Raw genomic sequence first — 12,434 nt, forward strand, 5'->3', positions numbered from 1 at the left:
GGGGCCACGCCCGCCAAGGAGGACACCATGACCGTCAAGACCCCCAACGCTGCCCAGGTCAGCAAGATCCTGAAGGCCGCCGGATTTACCAAGGCCGAGAAGTACGGCACCCCCGGTTTCAAGGTCACCCGCGAGAGCGGCGGCCGGATCGACTTCAACCTGAACCAGTCCATGGGTGCCCGCTTCCCCGTCGCCCTGGTGAACCTGCCCGCCGAGGACGCCGACCGTGCCGTGGAGACCCTGACCAGCGCCGGGTACCACGCGGAGAAGATCGACACCCCGACCCGCCACGGCGGCCGCGTCCACCGCGTTGCCGTTGTCGTCCGCTCGCAGGAGGACATCGACGACCGCGCCGCCCGCGAGGAGCGCGCCGCCAACGCCGAGGCCGAGGCCGAGAAGCTCGTACCCCGCACCGCCCGCGTTACCTGCCGCCTCACCCGGTACCCCTCGCATGAGGTGATCGTGAAGGAGGGCACCCGCGCGCAGGTCTTGGAGGCCGTCGCCAGCAACCTTCGCAAGGTATCAACGAACGTCCTCGACGCCGACGAGGTGACCCGCGCAGCCCTGGCCGCCGACTGGACCACTCCGCAGGCCCAGCGCGACCGCATGAGCGGCCTCTACCTGCGCACCGACCGGGGCGGCTGCACCCTGCTGCTCATCCCCGTTGGCGACGAGGAGCAGCCCGCCCCGGCCGAGCCGGACACCGAGGGGGGACCGGTCCCGGCCGAGGAGTTCACGCCGGAGCAGGTCAAGGAGGCCCGCGAAATGGCCCGCGAGGAGTTCGCCAAGGTCGACACCGTTCGGCGGGCGCCCACTGACGAGCCGTACGCCGTCGGTACCCGCATCTGCCACGCCGCCCAGCAGTGGGCCACGCCGACCGTCGCACCTAAGGGCACGGCCGTGGTGGTCGGTGTCGGCCGCGAGTACAACGATGGCACCCGCGAGTACACGGTGATGATCGGCGAGGACTTCTCCCGCCGCCTGGGCCCGGACAACCCGATGACCCACCGCACGGAATGGAACTCCGACCGCATCCGCTTCGTGGCGCCGCCCCGCTTCACCGTGAAGCGGCTCGGGGACCTGCATGGAGTGTGGGACGCCGACACCGAACAGTGGTGCCGGACGGGGGCCGAGCAGGCGTGCCAGGAGGGCACTGACGGTCTGAACGCGGGTCTCCTGACCCTGGACACCCTCGGCCGCATCGCGGGCCCGCAGGGGCCGTTCGAGGTCAAGGTGTTCTCCCAGGCCCCCGAGTGCAAGCCGAGCGGGGGCGTGGCCTGCATCTTCAAGGTGCGGACGTACGAGGAGGCGACCAGGCTGCGGGACCAGGAGAACGCCAAGCCGAACCAGTACGCCGGTATCTATGACCCGGTCACCGGGCACCCCGTGCGCCCTAACAGCACCCACTGACCAGCGAGTTCATGACTTCCGGGGCTCATCTTCCGCACCCGCTACCCAGCGCACTCGCGAGTGCGCTAAGGTGGGCCCCACGCCAAGACGCAGTAGTCATCAGCCCGCCGAATCACCCCTTCAGGAGAACCCCATGCGTACGTACAAGATCAACAGCAACTCCGGATCGCTCGGCTTCCTGACCCCTCCCGGCCACTACAACCACACCCACAGCCTGGACGAGTACAGCAGCCCCCGGGGGCGCACGGTCGTGGGTACGTACTCGCTCGACCACATCGACGACGAGCACGCCGACGCCTCTGAGCACATCACCAGGGCCGTCAACAAGATCCGCGAGGAGTCCCGTAAGAACTGGGTCTGTTCCGAGGCGTGGATCAGGAACGTGTACGGGTACTTCCGCGACAGCTACGCCCCCGAGAGCGGAACCCGCAACGTCTCCGAGGCTGTCAACCACAACCCCGCCGCCATCGCCGCCGGAGCCGCCCGCAAGGTGCTCGCCGAGGCGTTCGAGACGCCCGGCAAGCTGTACACCGTGGAGATTCGCCCTCTCCCGTGGCTTAAGCAGGGCGGCCAGGGTGAGGCCGACGCCAACAGCTACCGCGACGGCTCCGCGAAGGCGATGCGCGGCGCCCGCCGTGGATACGAGGTGACGGCCAAGGCGGACGGCTCCCGGGTGTACGTGTATGCCCTCGCCGACGACGGCGCTCGCTACGGTGCCCTGCCCATCCTCCAGCACTACGCCGACGCACTCACCGAAGCGGGCTTTACCAACGTGGAGATCGAGGAACCGCGCGACACCCCCACCGGCTTCGTGCCGGAGCGCGTGACGGCTGACAACCCCGTCCCGGTCGAGCGCATCGACCCCGCCCGGCACCTGGCCGTGATGTGCATCCGCGAGTACTTCCCTGACCACGAGCCCCGCACCGACTTGATCGAAAACCCCGGCAAGGGGTACGGCGCCTACTCGTGCGCGAAGTGCGGCCAGAAGGTCCAGTACGAAGCCAAGCTCGACGCTCACTGTGCCGTGACCACCCGCGTGGACGGTACGGGTATGACGCACTGGACCTACGGCACCGAGTGCCCCAAGGGCGGGTCCCACACCGTCGAGGACTGAGCACCACCGCCCCGGCCCCGCCCACCCGGGCGGGGCTGGCCGCAGGACCGGTTCGACTCCGGCTCGGGGCACTCCATCACCATCCCGCCATCACCACGAGAAGAGAGACCAAACCATGAGCACCTTCGACTACCTGACGCCCGCCGAAGCCGTCACCGCCACCCAGGCCACCGCCCCGGAATACCAGCGCATCACCGGCCTGAAGGGCGTTGACGCGGACCGCATCCCCAACGTGATCCCCGAGGAGCCGTGGCGGGCGCACGGCCACCTGGACAAGTTCAAGGAGATCGCGCGGGTGGAGTGGGCCAAGGACGCCGATCCCGGTACGGCAGAGGTGTTCTACACCGACGGAAGCGCCGATCTGATCAAGCGTGACGGCCTGCTGTGCATCGAGCGGCCGATCAACAACTAGCACCACCGCCCCGGCCCCGCCCACCCGGGCGGGGCTGGCCGCAGGACCGGTTCGACTCCGGCCCGGGGCACTCCACAAATCAGTCTCATGAAGGAAGAGTCATATGGCCAGCACTGACGCACAGAGGCTCGCAGAGGAAGACCGTATGCGCCGGGAAACGCTTCTGACTGCGTGGGAGGGGCGGGACCTTGGTCCGGAGATCACGGCCGTCGCCAGAATCGCCAAGGGTCTCGTGCAGGAGGTCTTGCATGCCCGCCGGATCAAGAACCAGGCGGCGAAGATCCGCGCGGGGAAGGCGAAGGCGGAATCGATTGGGGGGAATCTGGTCTATTCCTCCTACTTTGACTATGAAGCCGTCTACCAGGCGAGCATCTACGTGTATTCGGGCGCACGCAGCGCCCTGAAAGCGGCGCTCATGGCCCAGCACCAGGAACTGACCGAACTGGAAGCGGAGTCGCTCGCCGACCACCTGAGCGGCCGCCCCGCGCCGCCGGAAACGCTGTAGCTACCACCGCCCCGGCCCCGCCCACCACGGCGGGGCTGGCCGCAGGACCGGTTCGATTCCGGCCCGGGGCACTCCACCACCATCCCGCCACCACCACGAGGGGAACACCACCGCATGAGTACCCACATTGCCCGTGACCGCGCCGCCGAACTCGCCCGCCGCATCTGGGAAGAGATTTGGCCCCATGACGAGAACCTGCCCGCCCATCCGCGTCCTCGCGCACGCGTGGGCAAGCAGCGCCCCGCCGACGCGTACCGGCTGAGCCCGATCGACTCCACCGCCGATGTGAAGCCGGGTGACCTGCTGTGGGTCATCGACTTCAACGGCAACGACTTCCGCGACGCGCACAAGCTGGAGGCGCTCACCGCCCGGGAGGTGGTGCGCTCCGCCGGGTACCTCGCCCGTGTGCTGTCGACGACCGCCAAGTTCCTCAAGGTCCACGACGCGCTCCAGCGCCCGCAGGGCGGGTTCGGCGGAACCAACCTTGACGCCCTCGGCGAGCCCGCTGTCAGGAACCCCGAGACGACGAACCTGCGGATGGGAGTCTCCACCCGCCTGTACGCCCGCCTGGGGACCGTGGAGGAGATCCGGGGACGCCTGGCCGCCCACCCCGCCTACGGGGAGTGGAGAGAGGCGTACGCGGATGCAGTCCGGGAGCGGGACGAGGCCGACGCCGCCCACCGCGCCGCCGAGGCCGAGGCCGAGGCCGTGCGCGCCCAGCTTCAGGCCCCCATCGACACCGTCAACAGCATTGCGGGGGAAACGCTTCTCAAGCGCACCAGGGGACTCTACTTCGACAGCGTGGGAGAGGTGAAGATCGTCAACGAGTGGTTGGCGGAGGGCGACCGGCTGCACGTCTACCTGTCCGGCCTGGCCCACTCGGGGCGCTTCAGCGCCGAGGGCGCGCTGAAGATCGAAAACGCGTTCAAGGCCCTGGAGGAGGGCAAGGCGCGCGCCGCCGCCTACACCGAGAAGCGCGAGGCCATCCACGTGGCGGAGAAGGCCGCCGCCGAGCAGGCCAAGCGCGACGCCCGCGCCCAGAGTCATGCTGACGCCGTGTGGTCCGATCTGTGCAGCTCCGAGCCCGGCGCCGCGCTGCGCGTGGCCCCCGTCACGGAGGGGGATGTCAGTGTCTACCGCGACCCGGTCGCGTACGTCTTCCACCACGCGGGCCGTGACGTGAGAGTCCGTCTCACCGATGACAAGCTCTACCGGGTCACCATCGAGACCGGCCCGAACGCGGGTGACTCCTGGGCCGGAGAGAACGCGGAGACCGCCGTCAAGGACATGCTGCGTGCCCTGTACGGCACCCGGTGCCCCGACGAGTACACCACCGGTCAGGACTCGTGCCCCGGCTGTGACGCCAGCGCCGAGGAGTTCGACACTCGGTACCGCGTCCGGGGCGCCATGCCCGGCCCCCGCCCGCTGCACAGCCAGCACTGAACAACGCCCCGACCCAGCACTCTGAAGGGGGGTGACTACATGACCGCACCGCGCCGCCCGAGACGGCCGAAGCGTCCGCGCCGCACGTGGCCGCCGACGGACTGAGAGAGCATCACCACCGCCTCGGCGCGGGCAGGGAGCAACTCGGCTTCCTGCCCGCGCCGTTCGCATGCCCGGGAACTGATTCCCCGAAAGGGTTCCAGCGCACTTACGAGTGCGCTAAGGTGGCGACCACGCCAAGGTAAGACCCCGCCACACCCCAGGGAGAACCACATGACCGCCAAGCTCTCGGACTCGATGATCGCCACCATCCTCGAAGCGCTCATCCGCCCGTCCCGGACCGAGGACGGCACCACCGTCTACCAGGTCCAGGGCAACGCAGGCACGCTCAAGGCGCTGACCGCCCGGGGCAAGGTCGAGAACGTTGCCCGCACCATCATCACCCCTGGTATCAACGACGGGTGCCCCCACTGGGCCACCGCCACGTGGCTCACCGCCGACTGCGTCGCCTGGCTCCGCGAAGCCCTGGAGTACGTGCTCAACACCCGCACGGACGAGGGCCGTGACCCGGCGTACCAGGGCTTCATCGCCGCGAGCCGCCGCAACTCCGAGGCCGTCGCCGCGTTCCTCCTCGGCTACCTCCGCAGCGACACCACCGAGGTCAAGACCCTCAGCACCGCCCTGGGCAGCCGCCCGTACCGCGAGACCCTCACCGGTGAGGCTGCAATCGAGCAGCTCGGCAACATCCTCAGCAACGGCCAGCGCATCACCTTCGCCGACGACGGCAAGATCATGGCCCAGTTCAAGACCGGCTCCACCACCTTCACCCCCGACCGCCCGGCGGTCGAGGAGCAGCACGACCGCCCCGCCGAGCAGCAGGCCCCGGTTGCCGTGGTCACCGTCGAGGACGTCGACCACCACATGTACGTGGGCATCCTGCGCGAGGAGGCCAAGGACATGGGCACGGTCGGCCCGGACAACGTGCGCGCCGCGATCACCAGCTCCAACACGGACGGCTGGCCCGTGGAGCGCTTTGAAGACGGCACGATCAAGGTGGGTTACTCGTTCTTCGAGCCGATCCGCCCGGCGGCCGCCCCCGCGCCGCGCCCGGCCACCGAGGTGCTCGCCGCCGACCCCATCCCCGCCGACACGTCGGTTCTCAACGGCATGCCGGGCAAGCCGGTCGGCCGTGACGGAATGCCCGCCCGCAACGCGGTGACGCACACGGACTACGTGACGCAGCTCCGCAGCGGTGGCACGTGGGTGCTGCCCAACCACGACGACCAGGCCGACATCACGGGCGCCCAGGTCATCAGTGCCATGGCCAGTGTCCGCCAGTACGCCCCCGACCACACGCGCGCCTCCATCGACACCGACGGCACTATCTACCTGTCCAACGGCCGCCTGGCCGCCCGCTACATCCCCGCCGCGCTCATCGAGGGATACTCCACCACCGTGTGCCCCGGCTGTGACACCTCGTACGCCGTGAACGGCGACGGCCCGTGCACCGGCGGCCGCTCCACCCCCGCCCCCGACTACGCCCAGGCGGCGGCCGAGCTCCTCGGCGAGATGGACACCACCACCTACGCCGTGCGCTTCGTGAACACGGACAGCGTGCTGCGGGACCTGCCGACCGCCTCCAAGGAGGAGGCCGCCGACATGCTCGCCTCCGTGCTGCGGATGGACGGTAAGGCGCGGTGGACGTCCGCCACCGAGCTGGTGACGTCGTTCGGCGACGCGGTTCTGACGATCACGGCCCCCGAGGCGCCCGCCGACGACGACGAGTCGGCCGAGGAGGCAGTGAACCTGAACGCCCGCTTCATCCCCCAGGCCCCCAACGACGCCGAAGGGGACACCCGCCCGTGCCTGGAGGTGGGCTCGGCCCAGGTGTACGCCTACTACCTCGATGGGGTGCTCCAGATCGGCATCGAAGCATCCGGCGACGAGAAGATCCCCATGCTGATCACCGTGGGCGGGAACACCGTCTTCACCGCGTAGCCACACCCGCCCGCAAGGGCCGCAGGACCGCCCCGGGGGGCGCTGTCAGTGCCGAGAGGTGCAACGGTGCCCCCGGGGCCCGCAGGAAGGCGCCCAGCGCCACGGAGAGCACGACAGGAGAGACGCCACCATGACGACGGCCGCGAGCGCTTACCGCCAGCACGTGACCCCGGACAACGTCGAGCAGGCACGGCACCGCAAGGCGATGCGCGGCCCGGCACGGTGCGTCATGCACGCGCTCGCCCCGGGGGCGCCGCTCGAAGAAGTCGCGGCGTACCTGGAGGCACAGCAGACCGAACGCGACTACATGGCGACGTACCGGGAGACGTACGCCATGCACCCGCTCGTCACGGCGCTGAGTGAGTACCGGGCCGTAACGCAGGCGCTCCACGGGCGCATGGAGTACACCCGGCTGCACGGTGACAGCAGCCTGTACGCCGACGACGACAGCTAGACCGCAGCAGCCGCACAGATCATCGAGAGAGCACGACGAGACCAAGGAGCATCACACATGACGACCGCCGCACCCGTCCAGGCCACCATCACGGAGCTGCTGAGCGTCCCCGGGAAAGCGCCCGTTCCCATGCGGGCCGTCGTGGCCCTGGCTCACGCCATCGACACCGACCGCCACGCAATGAGCCTGCACAGCATGCCCGACCCGTACACCTCGCCCGTGACGCTCCTGCCCGTCCGCAACGACGGCTCCAGCGAATGGGCGTTCGGCCCGCTGCGGTACGTCATTGATCACGACTCGCCGACCGTCTACCGACTGTGCACCGCCCCGGGGTGCAAGGGCGAGGCGGTGAGCACCACCTCGCTTACGCGGGTGTGTCTGGAGCACCTCGGCGTTCTCGTCCCCGGCATCCTGCCGAACGCGGGGGACGACACCAACGACGCCGACCGTGCGGCCGCCGCCAAGGAGTCCAGGACCATGCGCCTGAACTCGTGGATGGAACAGATCACCGAGGCCCGCGCCGAACTCGACGGAGACGAGAGAGTGCTCAACTCCCTTCGCGGAGACTCCGCCGACGCTGACGAGAGTTGAGACGTCATGCAGAACGAGGTACTGAACGCGCTCCGCTCGCAGCTCGATGACGCGGTGGAGCGACTCGAAACGGTCCGGCTGCGTCTGTCCGGCAACCCGGGAGACCCGCTCTTCGTGACCATGGAGGGGAAGTTGCTCACCCTCGTCGCCGACTGGCAGCGGGTGGTGGAGTTCGCCGAGAGCGCCGACCCCGCCGAGCCGGTGCGCCGACGCAAGCCCCGCGAGGGACAGTGGCCCATCCTCGGTGATGTGGTTCTGGTGCAGGATCTCCCCACCACCGACGCGCAGCGTGAGCTGTGGGCGAACCGTCAGCCGCCGACGCGTAAGGGCGAGGTGGTCGAGACGCCCGCCGACGGAATCAGTCACCTCACCATCGACGTGGGCGGGGAGTACGGGGGAGTGACGTACCCGGCCCGTGAGTTCGGCTACCGCTACGCGTGGAAGCCCGCCGGGGAGAGCCGGGGAACGTGGGACGGTACCAGCACCAGGGACGCCCTGGCCGCGAACGGCCACATGATGACGTACCGCATCACCGGATACCGGGAGGACGGCTCGCCCCGACTCTCGCAGCACGACGCGGTGCACAGTGACCTCTGCGCGTGCATGGACGACAACAGCTAGGCAGGAGAGCCCCCAGGAGGCCGCAGGAGAGCCGTTGAGCCCCTGAGGGGTACCAGGGGCGGTGTGGAGCGTTGAGAGGGGCGGAGAGAGGTTCTCTGCCCCTTCTGCGTAGGCCCGTACTGATGGGGTTTATGTCCGTTTGCGGTAGTCCGGATTCCCCATGACCGGGGCAACCCCCGGCCGCGCCCGTCGCAAGAAAATCTCCCCAAGGCGTTCCAGCGCACTTGTGAGTGCGCTAAGGTGGGCCACTCACCGCCAAGACGACCCGCCAGCAACGAGGAGCACACGATGCCGGAGATCACCCGCAAGCCGACCCCCCGCCAGGTCGAGGCGCTGCGTACCGCGCTCACGAACGCGCAGGGGGTCATTGAGCCCAGCGCTGACAAGCGCACTCACGAGGGCCTCGTCGGCCGCGACCTGGCCGCCTGGGAGACCGCAGAGCGGTTGTTCGGCCGTACGGGGCGCTCCCTGTCGACCTACTGCGTGATTACGAAGGAGGGCCGGGAGTTCCTGGCCGCCCTGGACGCCCCGGCCGCGCCGGTGGTCGAGGAGAAGCCCGTGGAGCCCGCGCCGGTCCCGGTGGAGGTTCCGGCGCTGTCGAAGGCGCAGAGGGCGTTGCTGCGGTCTGTGGCGAACACGCATGAGCTGGCGCCGGGGAAGGGCTGGGGGTTGCCGAGGCACATCACGACGGCGCAGGGTGCGGCGTTGGTGCGGCGGGGGCTGGCGGTGGCGGCGTCGTCGGTGTCGTGGGTGCTGACGGAGACGGGTATCGCGGTGGCTGAGGAGGTGGCGGGTATCCCGGCGCGGCGTGCGGCTGCTGCGGCGTTCCGTGGGGGCATGGACGCGGTTGTGGCGGCTGTGGGGGTTCCGGCCCGTGTGGAGGCGCTGCGGGCGGCTGAGGGGCTGCTGCTGGCGTTGGACGAGAGCGGTGCGGAGGACGATGTGCCGCGTGGGGTGCGCGCGGTGCTGGAGCAGCTCGGCCGGGCCCGGGGGGAGTGGCTGGCGGAGCTGGCTGAGCATGCGGTGGCGGCGTGGTCGGCGGAGCACCCCCAGGAGTCCGCCAGTGCCTCTGTGAGCGCCGAGGAGGCCCCGGCGGCTCCCGTGGCCCCTGTGGTGGCTGCCGAGGGCGTGGAGGGGCCGTACGACGCCGTGGGGGAGTGGGCGGTGACGGATGCTCCGCATGTGGTGTACGTGGGTGGTGTGCGGCGGGGGGTGCTGTCTGTGGAGCAGATGCGGCGCCAGGTGTCGTTGTGGCGGGCGGGGGGTGTGGTGCTGGGGGCGGAGACGGCCCGGGGTGTGGTGGTGCGGCGTGAGGAGGGCGGGGTCTGGGGGTGGGCGGCGGCTGACACCCGGTTCGTGCCCGAGGTGGCGGGGGACGGGTGGGAGGGCGGCTCGGTGCTGGAGGCGAAGCCGCTGAATGTGGACGCGGGGTTCGCGGTGGGGGTGCGGGCGCGGCTGGCGGAGATCATGAGCGTGGGTCCGGCCGGGGCGGACGAGGAGGCGTTGATCGCTTTGGTGGATGACGTGGCGGACGCGCTGCACGTGGGGCGGGTGGACTTTGAGGAGCATGACGCGTTGCTGGAAGAGATCCGGGCGGAGCGCATGCGCATTGTCTGAGTGGCTGGCGACGGAATCCGTTGTTTCCCCCTAGGGGGCGAGCAACGGATTCCGTTGTCGAGTGGTGCTAGGGGTGCGGTTTTCGTTGCCTGGTGATGGTTCCGGGGGCAACCCGTAGTCAGCGCACTCGCGAGTGCGCTAAGGTGGCCTCCCCGCCACGTTGAAGGAGCCCACCATGATCGCCAAGTCCGCCCGAGCCGCCACCGTCTCCCGCTACCTGACCACGGCACTCACCGGAACCGGCATCACCCGGGGCTCCCACGGCTACACCGTCCGCCAGGCCGACCACGACACCGTCGAAATCGAGTGGAACGGCTCCACCGGCGACGAGGGACTCGACACCATCGCCGAGGTCCTGAACAGCCGCTACGACGCCACCCGCACCACCGCCACGCGAGGCAGGAACTCCACCTACACCATCGCCGTCGTCCGCGTCACCCCCGGCACCCCCGTCGCGGACGTCACGGGCACCACGGTCACCCCCGCCGACGTCACCGGCCCCTACACCGTCACCGCCCCCTGGGAGACCGTCGGCCGCCCCGAGGTTCTCACCGCTGCCGAGGTCATCGACATGATCACCGAGCAGCGGGCGCAGCACGGAGAAGCGACCATCAACCGCACCACAGGCGTCATCAGCCTGTACGTGGGCAAGGACCGCCGGGAGTGCCACACCGTCGCCCCCGCCACCCCGGAGCAGATCGCGGCACAGCGCACCGAGTACGAGCGTTCCGTGAAGCACTGGGCCGACATGGCCGAGAGGCACCAGAACACCGCCGACGCCCACCGCCGCGCCCTGAAGACCGCCACCACCGAGCGCGCCCACTTCATCAACGTCAAGATCAACACCGAGCAGAACCACGCCGACGGCTGCCGCAAGAACGCCGCCGAGGCCGAGGCCAAAAGCGCCGCACTGACCCCCCAGGAGCCCACCATGCCCACCCCCGCCCCCGCCGCCGACACGGTGACCGTCAACCTCCCCGGCGCATTCTGCAACTGGTTCGGCGGCACCAGCATCGCCAGCGGTGACGACGACTCCGACGCCACGTGCAAGGCCGCCCGCATCGCCTACGAAAGCGGCCGCACCATCAAGGCGGGCAGCGGCTACTACACCCGCATTACCGCCACCGCCCCCGTGCTGCGCCTGCTCGCCGAATACGCCGGGTACTGCCTGGAAGCCAACGGCGACGAGTCGAACTCCGCTGAGATCGCCGCCGCCACCAAGGTCATCGAGCGCACCCGCACCGCGCTGGCCACCCTCCGTGAGGCCGCCGCCCGCACCGCCTGACAGCCCCCAGGAGCGCCCCGCACGCCCGGGGCGCTCCCCAGCCCCACCCAACCGCCCACAGAACGCCACGGGGCCACCAGGCCCCACCTGACCCGCCACAGGGAGACCACCATGACCACCACGCCCCGCACTCAGCGCCTGCTCGGCAAGCTCGTCACCATCACCGCCACCGGCGAATGGGCCCGCGCCCGGCTCGCGTTCACCTCCGGCGAGCACGCCGGAATGATCGAGCTCGGCATGACCGACGGCACCACCCGACTCGTCACCGCCGCCGACGTCCTGCCCATCGCCGACCCGCCCCAGGAAGCCCGCGCCATCCCGGTCTACCCGGACGCCGCCGACGGCACCAGCCGCCCCATGGGCACCTGCGAGAACGATCACTGCGGCATCACCGCGAACGTGATCACCATCGTCACCGGCAAGGCCACCCGCAACCGCCACGGCAAGACCGTACCGGCGCCCACCAAGACCATCTGCACCGACTGCTACGCCAAGATCGGCCGCTGACAGCCCCTGTACGCCCCGCTGCGCCCAACACCCGCCAGCAGCCCCCTGGAGCAGCCCATGCCCACCAGCACCGCAACCGTGCTCTGCTACCGCAAGAGCGTCGACCGTTGGACGCAGCCCGTCGACCCGTTCAACGGCGGCGGGGAGTGGTCCCCCGACCCCGGCCCGTACACCGTCGGCGAGAGCGTCGAATGCCCCTGCGGCGCCACCGCCACCGTGATCGAGGCCGTGACCAACAACCGAAGCGCGGGCAGGCAGTACGTCGCCCTCACCGAGCCCCACCCCGCCCCGGCCAGCCCCCAGGACGTCACCCGCGCGACGGTCTACAGCGCCCTGCTGGCGCTGAAGCACGGCACCATGACCGCCGAGGAGGCCGAGGCCGCGATCATGAACGCCATCGCCTGACCCCTCAGCCCCGGGACCGTTCAGCGGTACGGCCGTCGCAGGCCGCCCGGGAGCACCCAGCCCGCCACACCT

13 protein-coding genes are annotated in these 12,434 nt (G+C 70.0%); all 13 read left to right on the top strand.

Going from position 1 to position 12,434, the window contains the following annotated elements:
- The first annotated feature begins 27 nt into the window (after positions 1–27).
- A complete protein-coding gene (locus E6R60_RS26595) occupies positions 28–1,410 on the top strand; it encodes a hypothetical protein (RefSeq protein ID WP_136329201.1) in 1,383 nt (460 codons plus the stop codon).
- 133 nt (positions 1,411–1,543) lie between these two features.
- Complete coding sequence (locus tag E6R60_RS26600; RefSeq protein ID WP_136329202.1) at positions 1,544–2,524, top strand: hypothetical protein; 981 nt, start codon at positions 1,544–1,546, stop codon at positions 2,522–2,524.
- Between the two features lie 115 nt (positions 2,525–2,639).
- Positions 2,640–2,936: a hypothetical protein gene (locus tag E6R60_RS26605; protein ID WP_136329203.1), complete on the top strand. Its 297-nt coding sequence runs from the start codon at positions 2,640–2,642 to the stop codon at positions 2,934–2,936.
- Between the two features lie 103 nt (positions 2,937–3,039).
- On the top strand, positions 3,040–3,441 hold the full coding sequence (locus E6R60_RS26610) for a hypothetical protein (RefSeq protein ID WP_136329204.1): 402 nt from the start codon (positions 3,040–3,042) through the stop codon (positions 3,439–3,441).
- A gap of 114 nt (positions 3,442–3,555) precedes the next feature.
- Positions 3,556–4,884 (top strand): hypothetical protein, encoded by a 1,329-nt coding sequence (locus E6R60_RS26615; RefSeq protein WP_136329205.1) that lies wholly within the window; start codon positions 3,556–3,558, stop codon positions 4,882–4,884.
- A 273-nt stretch (positions 4,885–5,157) separates the two neighbouring features.
- Complete coding sequence (locus E6R60_RS26620; protein WP_136329206.1) at positions 5,158–6,882, top strand: hypothetical protein; 1,725 nt, start codon at positions 5,158–5,160, stop codon at positions 6,880–6,882.
- A 130-nt stretch (positions 6,883–7,012) separates the two neighbouring features.
- On the top strand, positions 7,013–7,336 hold the full coding sequence (locus E6R60_RS26625; protein WP_136329207.1) for a hypothetical protein: 324 nt from the start codon (positions 7,013–7,015) through the stop codon (positions 7,334–7,336).
- Positions 7,337–7,393: 57 nt separating this feature from the next.
- Positions 7,394–7,927 carry a hypothetical protein gene (locus E6R60_RS26630; RefSeq protein WP_136329208.1) on the top strand — a complete coding sequence of 178 codons (534 nt, stop codon included), beginning with the start codon at positions 7,394–7,396 and terminating at the stop codon, positions 7,925–7,927.
- Between the two features lie 6 nt (positions 7,928–7,933).
- Positions 7,934–8,548 (top strand): hypothetical protein, encoded by a 615-nt coding sequence (locus E6R60_RS26635; protein WP_136329209.1) that lies wholly within the window; start codon positions 7,934–7,936, stop codon positions 8,546–8,548.
- Between the two features lie 288 nt (positions 8,549–8,836).
- The gene (locus E6R60_RS37850; RefSeq protein ID WP_136329210.1) at positions 8,837–10,165 is read left to right on the top strand and encodes a hypothetical protein; all 1,329 of its coding nucleotides are present in this window, start codon (positions 8,837–8,839) and stop codon (positions 10,163–10,165) included.
- A 175-nt stretch (positions 10,166–10,340) separates the two neighbouring features.
- The gene (locus tag E6R60_RS26645) at positions 10,341–11,450 is read left to right on the top strand and encodes a hypothetical protein (protein WP_136329211.1); all 1,110 of its coding nucleotides are present in this window, start codon (positions 10,341–10,343) and stop codon (positions 11,448–11,450) included.
- Positions 11,451–11,561: 111 nt separating this feature from the next.
- Positions 11,562–11,957, top strand: coding sequence for a hypothetical protein (locus E6R60_RS26650; RefSeq protein WP_136329212.1), 396 nt, complete (start codon positions 11,562–11,564; stop codon positions 11,955–11,957).
- Positions 11,958–12,014: 57 nt separating this feature from the next.
- Entirely contained in the window at positions 12,015–12,362 is a 348-nt protein-coding gene (locus tag E6R60_RS26655) for a hypothetical protein (protein WP_136329213.1), read from the top strand.
- Positions 12,363–12,434 lie beyond the last annotated feature (72 nt).

Origin of the sequence: Streptomyces sp. A0642, from assembly GCF_004795105.1 — a bacterium.
Taxonomy (GTDB): domain Bacteria; phylum Actinomycetota; class Actinomycetes; order Streptomycetales; family Streptomycetaceae; genus Streptomyces.